This is a genomic window from Pseudoalteromonas sp. BMB (genome assembly GCF_001709235.1).
In the GTDB taxonomy this organism is placed as follows: Bacteria; Pseudomonadota; Gammaproteobacteria; order Enterobacterales; family Alteromonadaceae; genus Pseudoalteromonas; species Pseudoalteromonas maricaloris.
The window spans coordinates 1-19230 of sequence record NZ_MBQA01000214.1; the positions used below are offsets into that span (position 1 = coordinate 1).

Annotated in this window: 9 protein-coding genes; 1 reads left to right on the top strand and 8 read right to left on the bottom strand. The window is 44.1% G+C overall.

Annotated features, from left to right (window positions below; translation table 11 throughout):
- Window positions 1-156: 156 nt before the first annotated feature.
- Window positions 157-324, top strand: coding sequence for a hypothetical protein (locus tag BB427_RS24565; protein WP_175401313.1), 168 nt, complete (start codon window positions 157-159; stop codon window positions 322-324).
- A gap of 52 nt (window positions 325-376) precedes the next feature.
- Here the strand turns inward: BB427_RS24565 and BB427_RS22460 are convergent, their stop codons facing one another.
- The 8 genes from BB427_RS22460 to BB427_RS22495 form a co-directional block, all read right to left on the bottom strand.
- A complete protein-coding gene (locus BB427_RS22460) occupies window positions 377-2521 on the bottom strand; it encodes a peptidase domain-containing ABC transporter (RefSeq protein ID WP_069023396.1) in 2145 nt (714 codons plus the stop codon).
- A 17-nt stretch (window positions 2522-2538) separates the two neighbouring features.
- Window positions 2539-3783, bottom strand: coding sequence for an HlyD family secretion protein (locus BB427_RS22465; RefSeq protein ID WP_069023397.1), 1245 nt, complete (start codon window positions 3781-3783; stop codon window positions 2539-2541).
- 159 nt (window positions 3784-3942) lie between these two features.
- Complete coding sequence (glmU, locus tag BB427_RS22470) at window positions 3943-5304, bottom strand: bifunctional UDP-N-acetylglucosamine diphosphorylase/glucosamine-1-phosphate N-acetyltransferase GlmU (protein WP_069023399.1); 1362 nt, start codon at window positions 5302-5304, stop codon at window positions 3943-3945.
- Between the two features lie 328 nt (window positions 5305-5632).
- Window positions 5633-5842: a hypothetical protein gene (locus tag BB427_RS22475; RefSeq protein ID WP_069023401.1), complete on the bottom strand. Its 210-nt coding sequence runs from the start codon at window positions 5840-5842 to the stop codon at window positions 5633-5635.
- 14 nt (window positions 5843-5856) lie between these two features.
- On the bottom strand, window positions 5857-7476 hold the full coding sequence (locus tag BB427_RS22480) for a cyclic peptide export ABC transporter (RefSeq protein WP_069023403.1): 1620 nt from the start codon (window positions 7474-7476) through the stop codon (window positions 5857-5859).
- A 48-nt stretch (window positions 7477-7524) separates the two neighbouring features.
- Window positions 7525-8535 (bottom strand): TauD/TfdA family dioxygenase, encoded by a 1011-nt coding sequence (locus BB427_RS22485; protein ID WP_083229923.1) that lies wholly within the window; start codon window positions 8533-8535, stop codon window positions 7525-7527.
- A 21-nt stretch (window positions 8536-8556) separates the two neighbouring features.
- The gene (locus BB427_RS22490) at window positions 8557-15855 is read right to left on the bottom strand and encodes a non-ribosomal peptide synthetase (protein WP_069023405.1); all 7299 of its coding nucleotides are present in this window, start codon (window positions 15853-15855) and stop codon (window positions 8557-8559) included.
- Complete coding sequence (locus BB427_RS22495; RefSeq protein WP_069023407.1) at window positions 15852-19229, bottom strand: non-ribosomal peptide synthetase; 3378 nt, start codon at window positions 19227-19229, stop codon at window positions 15852-15854. The genes BB427_RS22490 and BB427_RS22495 overlap by 4 nt, the downstream gene beginning before the upstream one ends.
- Window position 19230 lies beyond the last annotated feature (1 nt).

Consider the following 19230-nt stretch of genomic DNA (forward strand, 5'->3'; position numbering starts at 1 on the left):
GATAAGGGGATAATTTAATATGTTATTAAAAACAATGAGTTAGCTCATTCCTTATCCAAACCTCAGGTTAAATAAGCAAAAGATATTGTAAACACTAAAACTAATTAACTCTTACTTACATCTTTAATAAAACAAAAATCAATGAAGGAATTAATTATGAAAATAGCATTCAAAAAGAAGATTATAAAAACACTTTCGACTACTCACAGCAAAACGCTAGATAAAAAAATGACACCGCAAGTAGCAGGTGGCGTTGAGGGTAACGGACCCACCGTCACAGAACTTACATGCTACGACGACTGCTTTGTGAAAGTCACTTTATGAACTATTCTTGTTATTCAAAAATAGAATAAAGCGAGCTGTATGCTCGCTTTACTTATTCAGATCCCGATGTCGAGGTTTGCTCTTCCCCTTCATGGTGCACTGGCTTTTTGAGCTTAATTTCTCTGTCAGCCGAGGCAATGGTTTCTTTCCGATGCGCGATGATAATACGCGTTATCTTCAACCGAGATACCGCATCATTGATATCCTCTTCCAACCCAGTATCAAGGTGACTAGTCGCTTCATCCATAAACAGAATCTTCGGATCTTTATATAGAGCACGCGCCAGGATGATCCGCTGCTTCTGTCCTCCAGATAAGCTAGACCCCATATCACCAATCAGGCTGTCATAGCCCATTGGCATGTCGCTAATATCATCATGGATAGCTGCTAATTGAGCACAATGCACCACTTTTTCCATATTGATTGGTGAATCAAAAAAGGCGATATTATCAGCCACAGTACCGGATAGGAGCTCATCGTCTTGCATCACCGCAGCTATCTGCTGACGATACTGTCTTGCGCCAATTTGGTTCAAAGATATGCCATCCACCAAAATTTCACCGCTGGATGGTTTATTTAGCCCTAGCATTAACTTAAGTAACGTCGACTTACCGCAACCGGAAGGCCCTGTGATTGCTACTGACTCGCCCGCATTGATTATTAAGCTTAGTTTTTCAATAACATTTGGTGTTGCGTCTGAATATGCGAACGACAGGTTTTTTACTTCAATTTTACCTTCGATATTCAGTTTGCGATATTGATCTGGTTGTAGCTCTTCTTTATCCGTTAGAGCAATATCAGCGATACGGTCAAAGTGGAGGCCTAACATTTTAAACTCAATGAGCTTTTCTATAAGATTTGCAGTCTTATCCATAAACTGACGCTTGTAAGACATAAAAGCAAACAGCATACCGGTACTAAATCCACCAGCAATCACCAAGTGCGCCGCCAAATAAACCACAATGATATTCTCGATACCAAATAGCGCCCGGTTAATCGCGTCGTAGCCAATTTTAAAATTGCCCAAGCGAATATTGTGGTTAATCGCACTCGCATAGCGATTTTGCCACTGTCCTTCTCGCTTCACCTCTGAGCCAAATAGTTTAATTGTTTGGATCCCGCGTACCGTTTCCATAAAGTTGGAATTTTCTTCCGCGCGCGCCATGATTTCTTGCTCACTGATATTACGAAATGGCTTATACATGACCATTCTGATAATCGCGTAAGTGATCACAGCCACCAACACAACCGCTGATAACATAGGGCTATAGAAGAAGATCATCGCTAAGGTAATAATCGCCATTAAGCCATCAATAATCGCCTCAATGACTCCCGTTGTAAGGAGCTGCTTTACTTGCTGAAGAGAGCCGAAGCGAGAAACGACATCCCCCATATGGCGCTTCTCAAAATAGGCGATGGGTAAGCGCACTAAGTGGTGAAATAGGTTCGCCCCTAATTGAATATTCATCTGATTGCCAAAGTGCAGCAAGGTAAAGCCACGCAGCGCATTGGTAGCGATTTCAAAAAGCAGTACTAAAAAGAACCCTATCGCCAGCACCGTCAAGAGAGAGGTGTCACCAGTGAGTATGACATCATCTATAACCAGCTGAATATAATAGGGCGCTGCCAGCGTAAATACCTGTAGCAAGATGGATAGCATAAAGATAAGCAACAGTGAGCGTTTTAAGCCCGTAATACGACTCCAAAAATCGGAGAATCTAAGGCTCGCTTTTTGCTCTTTCTTTTCAAAGTCTTTGGTTGGCGTTAACTCCAATGCCACGCCAGTAAAATGCTTAGAGGCTTCTTCCATCGTAAAGGTTTTTTCGCCACCAGCGGGGTCATGGATCACGATGCGCTTTTCGTTGGCTTTTTTAAGCACCACAAAATGGTTCATATCCCAATGTAGAATTGCCGGTGCTTGCAGCGCATCTAGATCTTCAAGTTCAATTCGCAGAGGCCTTGAAGTTAAATGGAGCTTTTCAGCAAAGTGCATAATATCGAGCAGCGTGCAGCCCTCGATTGAAATACTAAAACGCTGCCTTAAGCGAGTTAAATCAGTGCGATAGCCATGATATCCAGCAACCATAGCAAGACTCGCAAGGCCACACTCTGCCGCTTCTGATTGGATGATCACTGGTAAAGATTTCCGCGACCAAAACTCTAACTTATTGGCTGCGCCTTCATGTTCCATTTCCATATCAACCCTTTTACTTCTTATAACTGGCCTTTGATGCTAAACACTGGATCAAACAACCAACGCAATAAAGAGCGCTCTTCTACCACAATATCCGCATCAAGCGTCATACCTGCACGCAAGACTGTATCTTTACCATATGCTTTTACTGCTTGTTCATCCAACGCAACAACAACACGGTACGCAGGCTCTTGAATTATACCTGGCATGTTGGTTTCCTCAGGCAAGATAACGCTGTTACTAAGCTCTACAATCTTTCCTTTGTATATACCAAACTTTTCGTAAGGAAACGCGTGGTAGCGTAGCTTAGTCTCTTGTCCTTCTTTGATAAAGCCAAACGCTGATGTGGGTATATAAACGATTGCTTGCATATCACTGTGTTCGGGGATCAAGGTCAGTAAATGCTGACCCATGGAAACATTTTTGCCAAGTTTAGCGAGTAATCCCGTAACTACTCCTGACTGAGCTGCGCGAACTTCACCAAGCCGCTCCTGCTCAATGGACGAGATTTGAATCAGTAGATCTGCTTGCTGCGATTGCAGCTGAGAAATTCTGTTTTGATGTTCAATCGGCAGTTTCGCCAACTGATTTTTAATATTTTTCAGCTGTGACTCAAGCGCAATACGCTCTGAACGGATTGAAGACGATTGTTGCTTGAGCGAAAGCAAAGTGTCTTTTTGACGTTGTAGCTCAAGTTCAGAAATATAACCAGTACCTTTTAAGGTCGCAATTTGCGACACTAAATCTTGATTAAGTAGAAGCCGCTCTTGGAACGTACTTGCTTGGCTCTCAAGTTCTTTTAACTTTTCTTTTGCGGTTGCTTCTTGTTGCTGTAGCTCTTCAATATCAAGCTGGTACTGTCCACGTAGTTGTTCTATCTGCTGTAGTAAGTTCTTTTGTTGAAAGCGATATTGATTCAGTAACGCTTGATTCAACTCTGTGGCTTCAGTGCTATGTTTTGCAGATGCAATTCGCAGCAAAGGTTGCCCAACAGCGACTTGCTCACCCTCTTTGACCAATACTTCAGACACCACACCCTGTTGCATTGCAGCAACGCGCAGCAGTCCGCCACTGGGCTCAATAACGCCAGATACTCTTTCCTTTCTGGTATAGCTACCACTTGATAGAAACACGATACTTAAAATCACAACCGTTAAAATGAGTAATCCCAGAGTCTTAAATACGGGCGGTTGGATTAAGCTAATTGTGCCCTCTAAGCGGTGCTGTTTATGCTCTAACACCTCACGGCGAAATAAATTTTCCATAGCACTTATCGGGTAATATTATTGTTAATATTTTTTTATTGAAAATACAATGTACCACGGGTGGTAATAGAAAGGAATGAAATAAGGCAAGTCGCACTTGCCTTATTTAGGTTTAGAAATATTTAACTCTATCTGTATGATATTAAAAATTAAATAATATTATGACTTCTTAATTGGACGCTGCCAGCCATCCAAGTTACGCTGTTTTCCTCGCGCGACTGCCAATTGCTCATCTTTAACACTTGAGGTAATCACTGAACCTGCACCAATCGTTGCCGTACTACCAATTTCAACCGGTGCAACTAGTGATGAATTAGAGCCAATAAAGGCATTATCACCGATAATGGTTTTAGACTTATTCACACCATCATAGTTACAAGTGATGGTTCCGGCACCAATATTCACTTTTTCCCCAATTTCAGCATCTCCAAGGTAGGTCAAGTGATTAGCTTTTGAACCTTTACCCAAACGAGATTTCTTCATCTCGACAAAGTTACCAATATGAGAATCTTCTTCCATTATCGCGCCAGGACGCAAGCGAGCAAATGGACCTAAAGTACACTTATCAGCAACCAACGCATCTTCGATAAGCGTATTAGCTTTAATAACTACGCCATTGCCGACTTTACAGTTTTTAAGTACGCAGTTAGGACCAATAACGACATCATCGCCAATTTCAACATGGCCTTCAAATATCACGTTAACATCAATCTGAACATCTTCGCCAGTTGTTACCTGTCCACGCACATCGATGCGAGCAGGATCCGCTAAACTAGCACCATTAATCATCAAGGTTTCAGCTTGCCAAGCTTGATAAGCGCGCTCTAAAGCAGCAAGTTGCACACGGTTATTCGCACCTTCTACTTCCATCTCATCATCAGGCTGTGCAGAAGTAATTTCTACCCCTTCGCTGTGCGCCATCGCCACGATATCAGTGAGATAATATTCACCTTGTGCGTTATTGTTCGATAGCTGTCCAAGCCACTTTTTCAATAATCCACCGTTAGCCGCCATTATGCCTGTATTGATCTCGGTAATAGCAAGTTGCTCCGCAGAGGCATCTTTTTGTTCGACAATACCAACCAATTTGCCACTTTCTCGCAGCATACGGCCGTAACCAGTCGGGTTTGCTAAATCAACAGTGAGTACCGCAAGGCCGTTATCTGGCGTCACATCCAGCAAACGCTGTAGCGTGCTCAGCTTTGTGAGAGGCACATCACCATAGAGGATCAGTACTTTATCGTCATCACTGATATGCTCCTTTGCTACCGCGACAGCATGACCAGTACCTAACTGCTCAGCTTGATGCACCCAGTTCACATCATTATGTGATAACGCGGCTTGTAGCTGCTGCGCACCATGACCGAAAACTAAATTGGTAGACTGCGCACCCAATGAGACCGCATTGTCGATAACATGCTGAACCATCGGCTTTCCAGCAATTGGGTGAAGTACTTTTGGCAACTTAGAGCGCATGCGAGTGCCTTTACCCGCAGCAAGAATAATTGTATTTAACGGCATGAACACAGGATCCTTTTTCTTGTGTCAAAAAACAAACGTACGATTCAATACTCTTGTCTTTAATCCGGTCACTTCATTGTGCACCGTAATACTGAAATGGCTTTAGCAGACAACAAGCACTTACTAAGTACAAATTGTGTAATATTGTAGCGAGGATTGGTGAGAAAGGTAAGAGTGTACTTTTCTTCCTCACAGCGGTTAGTCAAAAAATACATTAAGAGAATGCAATAGTACCTACAATACAGTCAGCTGAATCGTTTTAACACGCTAAAAACGAGCTAAAAAAGTGGCACGAAGCTTTCGCCTCGCGCCACTCAATGTTCAGCACCTATTTGGCTGGAGCTTGGGGCGGAGTCGGCGTGGTTGGGGCTGGTCCGCCATCGCCTTTGGTAACGGTTACATGGCGCTCTTTTACCACTTTACCACCTACGGTGTACTGGGATTCTTTCACTATCACTTCACTTTCTGCTCCAACAGCTTCGATATCCGTATTTTTTGGTGTTTCTGGGGTCTTGCGACCTTTAATAAAATCAAACATATGTGCTCCTTTAATTATGCAGCTTTTTGTTTTTTCTGGTTAAACTCTTCTGCCTGCCCCTGATCGAACTTGATATGGCGATCAGCTAGGTGAAAGTATTTGTCATCATGAGTTACTGCAATTACTGTTTTACCTTGCGATTTCAACCATGGCAGCAATTCTTGATAAAATAGCGCTCTAAAATGTGGGTCTTGATCCGCAGCCCATTCATCTAGCACGTAGATATCTTTATCTTCGAGAATTGAGGCAATCAATGCCAAACGCTTTCTCTGTCCTTGGGAAAACTGTGTGGCGGAAAATCCTTCCTCATCCACGCTTAGCTTGTGATCCAATTGAAACTGAGCCAGCAATGTATTCGCCGTTTCTCTATCTACCGGGTCACCTTTAGCATCTAACAGCTCGCGATAAAGGTAGAAATCGGGCAACACCATCGTAATTTTATCTCTATAACTATCAAGTTGAGCTGCATGTACTTCCTGTTCATCCACTTTTATTACGCCCTTTGAGGGTGTGTAAAGACCCAATAGCAAGTGTAAGAATGTTGACTTACCACTGCCGTTACCACCGGTAATAAAAATAATTTCACCTTTATTAAAAGTCAGATTCAGTTTAGGCAAAGAAAAAGCGGTATCTTCTCCTTTCGCTTCATAAGCGAAAGAGACATCTTTAAAAACTAACTTATTCCAGTTATCTGAAAGCGAAGCGTGCTGATCCGTAGTTAATCCAGCTTGTTCACTGCCAAGCTGTAAAGATTCGATTTTTTGCATCGAGACACGCGCCCGAGCGATGTTTTGCCATAGGTTCATCACATAACCGAATGGTGCCGAAATGTAAGTTACAATAAGGATATAACTCATTACTAATTCAGTGCGCTGTAGATAATGACTTACCGCAACTATGGTACCCAACGTGATGAAAATCACGACCTGACTTATATTGCGGTTAATGTCCCAGGCAAAGCCATATTCACGCTCGCTGCTGCGTAACTCAGTCATCACTGGCTGTAGACGTTTCTCAAAAAAGTATTGGCGTCTCGCTTTGTTGACTGTTAATTGTTTCGCGCCATCTAAAATGCCCTTATAGCCCTCAAATACATGGTCTTGATGTTCACGCATTTGGTTCGCGGCCTTGGTTATTTTTGTCATTACAATTTTTGTAATTAAAAATGACACTAAGGCAGCTAATACAAGAATGCCAAACATGACTTCAGACAGTACAAATAGATAACCGAAACAAGCCAACAACAGAAAGCTGTTATAAACGAAAGCAGGCATCTCAGCGAGCGCTCCCGAGATAGCATTCACATCATTGGTCAGAACGTTATATAGTCGCGCTCTACCAGCTTTTTCTAGTTTGTCATAATCGGTTCCCAAAATTCGACTAACTAGGTTTTGGCGCACACTGTTCACGGTGCCTGCACTGTATTGAGAGAGAAAGTAACTCGTCGTCATTGAAGCCGCCAATAGAAACGTGACTAATACCACAAACACAACAACCTCTAGAGGCTGAAAACCGGTTTCCCCACTTTCCCCTATCATATGAAACAAAGCTATCGATGTAGCCGCAGTAAACAAACTAGCGAGCCCCGATAAGAACATGATCTTTTTGAATTTTTTAATATAGTAAAGCAACATAATAAACCTGCTATTTTGGGGCTCGCAGTCACGAGCCACATGACTAACTTATAGTTCCACTGGCTCGCCCATTGAAACAACAATCCGACGCTCGCCTTTGAATGGATCGCGGCCGTGTGATACCAACATGTTGTCCATCAGTAACACATCGCCTTTTTCCCACAAGAAAGTCACGGTCGCTTTTTTATAGGCTTCGTTAATATGCTCAATCACGTCATCAGGGATCACAGAGCCATCACCATACATTGTGTTATAAGTTAACGCTTCTTCGCCAAATTGAGACACCAACTCTTTTCTAATCACTGGACACAAGCTTGACGGGTGCCAGAATGCAGCATGGTTAAACCACACCTTTTCACCGGTATGAATGTGATCACGAATAGCAGGACGCACTTGGCGAGTACGGATTTGATCGGCGCTAATTATTTCCAACTCAACATCCGCTTTCTGACAGTATGCTTTAACTTCTTCAATATCATCAGTGTTGAATGCTTTTTGCCAAGTTGGGCCTAAGCCATTGCCATAGTTGCGCACTAACATCCAACCATGCTCTTCAAACTTGGCTTTAATATCAGCGTCAATATAGTCATGCACTTTTCTAACGTCTGCGATAGGTGTCGCACCGCGCTCCTCTGCTGGGATCATGCAGCTAAATGCTATCTTCATTGGCCATTGTTTAACGTATGACAACTCGTTGTGCTGTGCGATGCTCAATTCATTAGGAAACTCAGTTGAGGTGTAAGCACCTTTGCCGAGATTGGTGCGAGGTGTCGCGCCTTCCATATATTTTGCGAGTGTCGGAATAAACTCATTTGCGACGTCACGGAAGTCGTCTTCATTCTGTAGATTAAAACCACGTAATAGAATTGCACCGTATTGTTTCAGCTGCTGATCTATTTTTGCTGCATTGTCAGCAACCCACTGTGCGGCACTGTGTGTTCCGCTAGTATCTTCAATTACAAGCGGAAAATCTGGACCTTCAGGTAAAAAACGCTCCTGAAGTGCAGCTGGCATTTGACCGTTGTATTGCTCTTTGAAAATTACAGTATCTTTTAACATGGATATTTCCTTTTTAAAATTTTAGTTTAAATACTTATTAATCAGTGTTTTAAGTTCGTTTTCTTTCATGATGGCATGATGATCTGTGTCCTCAATGCCAAATGCTTCACAATGTGATAAACGTGTTGACCATCCCTCTACAGCCGTAAAATCGCTGGCGTAAATTAGCCGAGCACTGGATGCGGAAGGAATGCAGGTATGGGCTAAAAATAATGCATGATTATGGCTCAATATCTGCCACTGCATCTGTAAATCCATCAAGGTAAACGCTTCAGAGACTAGGTGCTGTGTCACACACAACTGATGAAGCATCGCCAGACGTTGCTCGTGATCCAAATGCTGTACATCTTCAACAGCAATGCCATCCAGCGACACCCCAAGTTCTTCAGCAAAAGCGCCTAACCGCTGTAATTCACTTTGTTCAATATTTCTATGTAGCTCAGGAACATATGAATCAATCATAGTCAGACTAAGTACTTTTTCTTGTGCCAACCTTTGCATGGTGTGACCAATTACTCCACCCATCGACCAACCGATCAGATGATAATTCGGGTGCTCGATATCAGCCTCAAGCAAAGACAGATAATGCGTGGCCAGCGCAGTGATCGATCTAAATTGCAAGGTAGTGGATTGCAGTCCGTAAATAGGTGCATTCGTTTCCAATTCAGAAACCAATTGTGCATAGCAAGTCAACTGACCACCCACAGGGTGAATAAACACAATCGGGGATTGTTGGTCATCGCCTTCACGCAAACACACAAGTTGTTTAAGATCACCATAACTACCCATTGCATCCACTTTTGCTGCCAGTGAACTCAACATTTGCTGCTGGAAAACATCTAGTGCATTGAGCTGCACGTTGAACGCCTTTTTAATTGCTCGGACTAGCGCGACCGCTTGTAATGAGTTGCCACCTAGCTCAAAAAACGACGACCCCTTAAACAGCAGCGTATCCGTCGGTAGCCTCAATACTGCTTGCCACACCTCTGCTAACTTGCACTCCGTCTCAGTGCTTAAACTGTCCCCGGATGGCTCAACCTCGACTTGTGGTAATGCAGAAATATCCAGTTTGCCGTTGCGAGTAACTGGCCAGTGTGTCATGGCAATATATTGTTGAGGTACCATGTAGCTTGGTAATTTCGCACTTAATGTAGCGCTCAACCCAGTACTATCAAGCACTTCAGATACACCTTGTACATATGCCACAAGCATAGGAGTACCACTTGCTAAATAACTAATCATCACATGTGCCCTTACGACATCAGGCAAAGCGAAAAGATGCTGCTCTATTTCAGCCAATTCAATTCGATAGCCATTTAGTTTCACTTGAGAGTCAGCACGACCTACGTAGTGCAAAATACCGTCTGAAAAACGCACGATATCGCCTGTTTTGTATAACCGAGCATGACATGATTGGTGGTAACCAAACGGGTTATCAATAAAGCAGCTGGAAGTGAGCTCAGGTTTACCTAAATACCCTTCTGCAACGCCTTCACCACTGATATACAACTCCCCACTCATTCCTTCTGCGACTAATCTTTGATGATCATCAAGCACATACAAACGAGTATTAGATAACGGCACACCTAAATGTGGACAGGATCCTGAGATTTCAGCAACCGTTGCATTGACGGTACATTCTGTTGGACCATAAACGTTCAATGCCGTCCGATCATACTGGTGCTGCCACTTAACCAAACGCTGCCAAAGTGACTCAGAGATGGCTTCACCGCCTATGATAAGGTTTGGTAATTGCGCATCTAGGTCTTCGTCCAGCCACATTTCGACTAAGCTTGGCGTACAATCCAATACCGTCACGTTATTGTCGCTAAGGTATTCGCCCAGTTGTTGTGGTTGTAACTTAAGGGTTTCTGGTATCGGTGTTAACGCCATTCCAGCTATCAGCTGCAATAACCCCTGCAACGACGCATCAAAGACATAGTTAGCATTCCATCCCCAGTTTTGTTCACCTTGGCATATTGGCCAACGTTGCATCTCTTCCATCAATGAAACTGCATTGCGGTGCGATACCATGACACCTTTCGGCTGCCCTGTAGTACCTGAGGTGTATATCACATAGGCAAGATCCTCTGCCGAGACGATAACAGAGGTAACTTCCCCAGCGACTTGTGCGACTTCTAACATATTGACGGTAGTGCTTGGGCACTGAGCGCTATCAAAGCGCGTCAGATAAGCTGGCTGTGAAATCAACAGACTGGCTTTAGCATCAGCTAGCACAAAATCAACTCGTTCTCGCGGCGCGCTCGGGTCCAGCGGCAAGTAAGCTGCGCCAGCAGTCATAATGGCTAACAAAGCAACGACCATCTCATCACTTTTGTCCATCTGCACAGCGATAACCTGTCCACGCTCAATACCATGAACTGTCTGGAGCACTTGCGCACACTTTGCTACACGCGATGCCAATGCTTGAAAGGTCCAACTTTGATCCTGCCAGTGAAGCGCGATGTTAGTTGCGTGCTTTGCTACAGTATCTGACCAACATGTGACCAAACTCTCGGCAACAACAGGCTGCGTCGAGTCTAGCGGATTCAACTTAGCGAGTAGTGCTGTGGTTTGAGCTTCGTTACAAAGCGTCAACGCGCTCATTGGTAAAGTCATGATATTGCGCTGCGAATTGCCTTTTACCAACGCGCGTAACAACTGCATCATCTGCTCGGACAATCGCTCAATGCTCGATGCGTTAAATAGGCTAGTGTCGTATACCCAATTAACAGTTAACTGGTGGTCAGACAGCTCAAAATGAATATCTAAATCAAACTTGGTTGTGATCTTTCCATCCGTTAGCGAGGTAAACTCAACACCTGATAAAGCCTCTATCGAGTCTGCTTTATCAAACCGGAAGCTGTCTTCCCCATCCGTAGTCAACATTATCTGAAATACTGGGCTTATCGCTGCGGAGCGATTCACATTTAGCGCATCAACTACTAAATCGAAAGGCACCAAATTATGTGATTGTGCGGTAATATTGATGTCGCGTATGTGAGCTAAATACTCTCCAAGAGTCGCAAAGTCGGTGTGCGCCGTTAGTGCAATGGTATTTACAAATAGTCCAATTAAATCGGCTAGCTTTTGATCATGCCTACCAGCCACCGGCGCGCCAATTACGCACTGGGATTCTCGACCATGCTGTGCAACAACAAGCGACAACGCTGCATGTGCCAACATAAATGGGGTTAGATTATGCGTGCCGATAAAGTCCTTTAACGCCGACGCTTCAGCCTTTGCAAGAACCTGCGTTACAACCGCTCCAGCTTGCTGTTTAATTTTCGGTCGAGGAAAATCCAAGGAAATACCATGCTCTGCTGGTGCATCCTTAAGACACTCCTGCCAGTATTCAAGCGATGCTAAGCAACTCTCACTGGTCAAGTATGTTTGCTGCCACACAGCATAATCCGTGTAATTAAGCGCATTATGCGGCAAGTTTGGCTTCTTACCTTCTTGCTCACCACGGTAGAGTTCGGCGAACTCGTTAAACAAGATGTTCATCGACCAACCATCGGTAGCAATATGATGCAAGCACAATAGTAAGGTACCCGAATTTTGCGCAGCACCATCAATGAAAGCCACGCGTATCAGCGGAGAACTGGTGAGATCAAATGATTCATTCAACTCACTTTGCACTCTCATTAACTCATCAGCATAGTGTTCTGCACTGGTATGGTAGTGAGCAATAGTAAATGCTGAAATTGGCTGAACCAGCTGTATCTCATCTTCATCGGTTTCATGGTAAGACGTTCTTAATACTTCGTGACGCTGAAGCAGGCTTAAAAACGCGCGTTCGGCTGAATCAATGTTAAAATCACCGCGAACTTCAAACTGATAATTTAGATTATATTGCGTACTACCATTACCAAGTTGGTCGATAAACCACATTCTGCGCTGTGCTGCCGACAAGGGATAACCTTGCTCCGAACTTGGCGCTTTGGTGACGCTAAGTAAGCTAGTGGTATGCTGATATTGCGCGACTAATTCGGTAAATTGAGCCAATTTAGGCGCTTCAAATAAACATTGCACAGGCACTTCAGATTGTGCAGCATGATGAATTTTGTGCACGACATTCATCGCCAGTAGCGAATGGCCGCCGAGTTCAAAGAAATTACTTTCCATGCCAATGTGCTCTGGCGCAAGCTGCAGAGCAACAGCCCAAATATTGGCAACTACACTTGCTAAAGCGCTAGAGGGTGGTGTCAGTTTCGTAGCCGTATTACTTTGCTCACGCACCAGGCGGGCACGATCTATTTTGCCATTTGCGGTGAGTGGCATCGCTTCTAAAAGTACAATCTGAGCCGGGAGCATATGTAAAGGCAAACACGGAGTAAGTGCCTGTTTAATCGCCTCAACACTCTGTACCTGATGGCAAGTTACATAAGCAATCAAGCTTTTTTGCCCACTCTCAGTTTCGACTTGTACTGCGGCCTCTTTGACATCAGTTAGATTTGTTAGCGCTTGCTCTATTTCACCGATCTCGATACGAAATCCGCGGATCTTTACCTGATTATCGGTTCTGCCGATATAACAAACATTGCCATTTTCATCCCACTTAACCATGTCGCCGGTGCGATAAAGTCGCTCACTCGTAATCGAATCAACATGGACAAAACGCTCTGCTGTCATATCAAGTTTGTTTAAGTACCCTCTGGCAAGGCCTATTCCGCTTAAATACAGCTCACCAACAACGCCAACTGCACTGCGTTGCTGCTCAGCATCCAAGATATAACAACCCGTACCTGAGATTGCCTTACCGATTGGATATTGGACTCTCCCTACTTCTTCAATTTCATAGTAAGTACTAAATGTCGTATTTTCAGTCGGTCCATAAATATTCAATAAACGCATGGGCTTACCATTAGCTAACGCGCGATCAATAGTATATTTATCGAGTTTCTCTCCACCAACCATGACATTATTTAGTGAGGCAAATGCGTCTGGACGAATAGCAATGATTTGATTAAATAGCGCCACAGTGATGAACACTGTGGAAATGTTCATGCGACGAACTTCATCAGCAAAGCGGTTGGCATCAAGTAAACAAGCCTTATCCATCCCATATAATGTTGCACCGTTTGCCAATGCTCCCCAAATCTCAAATGTGGCGGCATCAAATGCGGTATTGGATATGAATAAGATATTTTCAGCTGAATTCAATGAGACATAATTAGGGTTGTGTACTAATCGCTCAATACCTAAGTGTTCAACCATCACCCCCTTTGGTTTACCTGTCGATCCAGAGGTGTAAATAATGTAGGCAAGATCATCACCACTGGTAGTTAAATCAAGATTAGTACCACTGTGAGTTGCAATTTCAGCTTCAATTTCTAGCGCATCAACTGCCGCGACAGCAATCTCATACTGCTCAAAAATGGGTGCTAACGCTGTCGTAGTCAGTACTTGCTCTAGCGCCGTATCTTCGATCATATATTGCAGCCTAGCCACTGGATAATCGGGATCTAGAGGGACGTAAACCGCGCCTGCTTTGACAGTCGCGAGCATGGCAATCACGAGCTCCGTAGAACGTTCGAATGTTACGCCAATGAATGCACCTTTACTTACACCTTGGCTTTGTAGGTATCTTGCTAATTGATTCGCTCGGGTATTTACTTCCCCATAGCTCAGAGTGTTACCGGCGACACAAATTGCTGGTTTGTCTGGGTTGCTACCCGCCCAATGCTCTACATAGCTATGAATAGGTAAATTATTTCCCTGATATGCAGCGGCTTGCTCCCATTCTTGTATCTGAGTAAGTTCGGCATCATCCATCAGCACAAGTTGCTCTATAGGAGTATCAATATTGTCAGCAATTTGCTTGCAAATGGTCTGTAACTGGCGGGTCATTCTCGCAACGGTTTCGGCCTTAAACAGGTTAGTGTCAAATGAAAAGTTCACTTGAATGCCATCAACTGTATCAACGATGTTTATTTGGATATCGTATTTTGCGCTTAGCTCTGCTGAGTCAAACGATTGCAACACGACCTCTCCCGCCAATGGGATCTCTGCCTCTGCGCTAATATCTAGATTATTCTGTACGAGCGCAATTTGAAACAGCGGATGATAACCATTGCTACGCTCTGGTTTTAACGCCTCAACTAAATATTCAAATGGAATATCCTGATGCTCTAGCGCAGATTCATTCACTTGTTTGGCTGCCGACAACAGCTGAGCAAATGACTGCTTTGAGTCTAGGCGTAAGCGCAACACTAAGTTGTTAATAAAGCAGCCAAACGTTTTTTCTAGTTCTTTTTGCTTCCTACCTGCCACTGGCGTGCCCACGACAACGTCGTCACTACCTGCGTAGCGCCCCAGAGCTATCGAAATAGCGGCATGAAACAACACAAATAATGATGTTTGCTGTGTTGTTGCCAACGCTTTTAGTTTGCGACTTAAAGAAGCTGATAACTGGGCAACTTTAAAGTCACTTCTACCACCGGTAGATGCCGGTCGCGAAAAGTCCAATGGGATACTATGAACGCTTGGCAAATCCTGTAATTGAGTTAGCCAGTAGGTCTTTGATCCCTCCACATTATCACTACGTAGCATCTCTGATTGCCAATTTGCATAATCGGCATATTGCACTGCAACGTCGGGAAGCTGTGGCGCAATACCATGAAATAAAGCGTTATAAATATGCTTGAATTCATCAAGTAGCAATGCCATTGACCAGCCATCAGCAGCAATGTGATGGACATTAAAGAATAAAATACCCCGCTCTGAAGATTGCCTTAAAAAACCACCTCGAAGCATGAGGTCATATTCAAGATCAAAAGGCCTGTCAGCATCCTTACGTACAAACTCAAGTGCGAGCGCCTCGCTGTCTGCAGCTGATAAATGACTGTAATCTTCAATAATAAAGTCAACATCGCCCGCTTCACGTACCGTTTGCACCAGCTGTTCGCCTTGGTAATGTAAAACGGTGCGCAATGCTTCATGACGAGCAACTATCATTTGCATTGCCTGACGAGCCATAAGCTCGTCAAACTCTCCAACTACGTGCACGCCATTTGGCATATTGTAAGTCGCCGTAGCATCTGACATCTGCTGTGATAACCAAATCCGGCGTTGTGCAGAAGAAACGGGCAGAAGCCCATTTCTGTCTACTGGCGTAATATGATAACGCTGCCGTTCACCTTCTAGCGCAGCAAACCGCTGAATATATGTAATCAGAGCTGTTTTATTTTCCTTAAGCATCGCTATGAGTTCAGGGATCAGGTTACTCTTATCGCCAGTGATATTCAGGCTCTGGCCGTCCGTAGACAGCCTGAGGCCCAAAGTAGAGCACTGTTCAATGATGTGCTCTACACTCATATCACCATCCTTTCGTCATCATCACGCGCGACGCTGCTAGACATTACCAACTTTTGTTTCTCATAGAGCTCACACTGTTCAGCAAGTGCTTGAATAGTTGGATTTTCCATTAGCACTTTTAATGGTATTTCAATGCTAAGTTGCTCACGGCAGGCACTCGCAACCCGGATCCCCAATAGAGAGTGACCGCCGATAGCGAAGAAGTTGTCGTCCATGCTGATAGACTCTTTGCCCAATAAATCCTGCCAAATGGTTTGTAAACGCGCTTCCATCTCTGATCTTGGCGCAATGTAGTCATCAATCACTTCTTCAAGCTCAATGCTAAGTAGCGCTTTGCGATCCTGCTTACCATTTTTCGTTAACGGGATTTCTTCAACTTCAATGATGGTGGCAGCAACCATGTAAGCAGGAAGTTTTGCTTTCATCCAATCACTGAGTCTATTTTGGTTTACATCTGCACCTGCCACGTAAGCGACTAGCTGTTCATCCTTGACGAGTACTGCGGCATCAGTCACGCCCGCATCTTCCAAAATAACAGACTCAATTTCGTTTAGTTCGATACGATAACCACGTAACTTAACTTGGAAGTCACTGCGTCCGAGGTATTCAATAGTGCCATCTGCCAGCCAACGTCCTAAGTCACCCGTTTTGTAGATACGACCAAAAGTAGCAGACTCGATGAAACGCTCTTCAGTTAACACATCATTGTTAAAGTAGCCACGAGCAACCCCTTCACCACCAATGTATATTTCACCTTTTGCGCCAGCCGCTAACGGTGCTAGTGCATCATTCAAAATATAAGTCTGGCAATTCGGCAATGGACGCCCAATATTTGGTACAGACTCAGCGGTAATATCAGAGAAAGTCGCGTTAACAGTACATTCTGTAGGCCCATAGACGTTGAGCGCAAAACGTTGATGTTCAGAAGCATGTGATGCCACTTTTTGCCATAATTCAGAGCTGATAGCCTCACCACCGATTAATAAATTCGGCAATGCAATTCCCTGCTCATTGGCTTCACGAAGCACTAAATCAACTAATGCAGGGGTGGTATCGAGTACGTCGATTTTATTTTCGGTAAGGTAACTAAGTAACTTGCGTGGATCCTTTCGCAATTCATCTTTTAGTAGATTTAGCTCCACACCAAAAGCCAACTGAGTCAGAGCCTGAACAGAAGCATCGAAAATCATCGGCGCGTTCCATGCCCAGCGATATTGACCTGAAACCCCACGCTCAGACAACAGCAGCTTCATGCTGTTTGCAAGATTCACCAAGTTACCGTGTTGAACTGCCACGCCCTTTGGCTTACCAGTTGAGCCTGATGTATATAACACGTAAGCCAATTGCTCAGCTGACAAGTTGATATCGTCGACACTGATCTCACCAGTTGCCACTAACTGTGTGTGATCGATAGTCAGAGTCTGACAATTGATGTCTTTGAATTTATCGTTGTAATGAGACTGAGCAACAACAATATGTAGTCCAGTGTCAGCAATGATGTATTCGATGCGATCATTAGGTGCTCCAGCATCTAGTGGGACATATGCGCCACCCGCGTGCATCACCGCTAGTTGGGCAATTAGCTGTTCGATACTGCGGTCGACACAAATACCAACAGGAGACTCAGTTACCACGCCTAGCGCTGTTAACTGCTGAGAAAACTCACTGACTTTCGCTGCAAGCTCACCATAACTAATGGCTTCATCTTCAACTCGTAACGCGATTGCATCTGGATTTTGTTGTGCGAATTCAAAAATCGACTTAATCAGATTGGTTTTGTTTTCAAAGGTACGTTCATTCGCATTTTGCCAAGGTTGTAGAGTACCTTCTGTGACACCAGAAATTGTCGAGATTTTCTCGTCTCCATTAGCGATAGCATTTGCTAGCAGCGCTTCAAATGATTGAGCAAAGTTCTCCATGGTATGTGCATCGAACAGCTCTGATTTATATTGCCAAGCCAGAACTAGCTTCCCTTCTTCCACCGCAGCACTTAGTGAGATATCGAAGTTGACCACGTCAACACCTGAGAGGATTTCTTCCGGATCCGACATTTCTAAACCAGGGAGCTGGAACGTACCACTATCATGGTTTTGTAGTACAAACCACAGCTGGAACATAGGTTGATGACTGCTACTACGCTCAGGATTCAGGTCTTCAACAAGTGCATCAAACGGCAGGTGCTGATGTTCAAATGCTTCTAATAGCGTAGTTCTATTGCTGGCGATAAGTTCATTGAAACTTGGATTACCTGACAAGTCAGTACGTAGCACTAGGTTGTTTAGGAAGAAGCCAATGAGTGGTTCAACGTTTTGGTGAATACGACCTGCGACTGGCGTACCCATAACGACATCTTCTTCGGCGCTCCATTGACCAACCAATAAGGCATAAATCGTTTGCAGAGCCATAAACTGTGTTACGCCCTGTTGTTGGCAGTATGCATCTAGTTTTTTCGTTAGCGCGACACTCAATTCACGGCGCAATGAATTACCTAAAAAGCCTTGCTGTGCTGGGCGACTGCGGTCTAATGGTAGGCTGTGTGTTGCTGGTAGGTCTTTTAACTGCTCGCGCCAGTAACCCACTTCATTTTCAAATACTTCACCTTGTAGCCATTGACGTTGCCAGTGTGCATAGTCCTTATATTGTACTTCCAACTCAACTAACGGATTCGGTTTGCCTTGACTGTACGCGGTATATACTTCTAAGAACTCTTTGACTAACACACCAAGAGACCAACCATCTGAGGCAATGTGATGCATGTTAAACAACACATAGTGCTCAGACCCTGACGCTTTAATTAACTGAACTCGCAGCATAGTGTCGTTTTGCAGATCGAATGGCTTTAGCGCATCTTGCTCTGCCAACGAACGGATCTCGTCGTACAGGTCATCTCCTTGCAAGTGAGTGAAATCAATAATGGTCACCGCACTATCAACCTGATCTCGGATCACCTGTTCACATTTGTCGTTCGTTTCTTTGTATACAGTACGTAAAATCTCATGGCGCTCAATCACGGCATCGATCGTAGCAATGAAAGCCGCTTGGTTAAGGCTGCCATCTAGCTTAAATGCCGCTGACATATTGTACTGTGCAGAGCCTTGCTCAATACGGTCAATAATCCAAAGACGCTGTTGAGCAAAAGATAGCGGAATAGGCCCATCAATCACCGCACGCTTGAGTTTTTGTTTTTCAACAGCACTTTTCTGTGCTGAAAATTTATTAATGAACTCAATAAGCTGCGCTTTATTTTCTCGTAAAATAGTGATCATTTCATTGCTCAATCCGCCTTTTGGCGCATCGATTTGCAAGTTGCCGTTCTCTACAGAGAGTCGAACTCCTTGCTCAAGACATTGATTTATTATTGTTTGTGTGTTCATG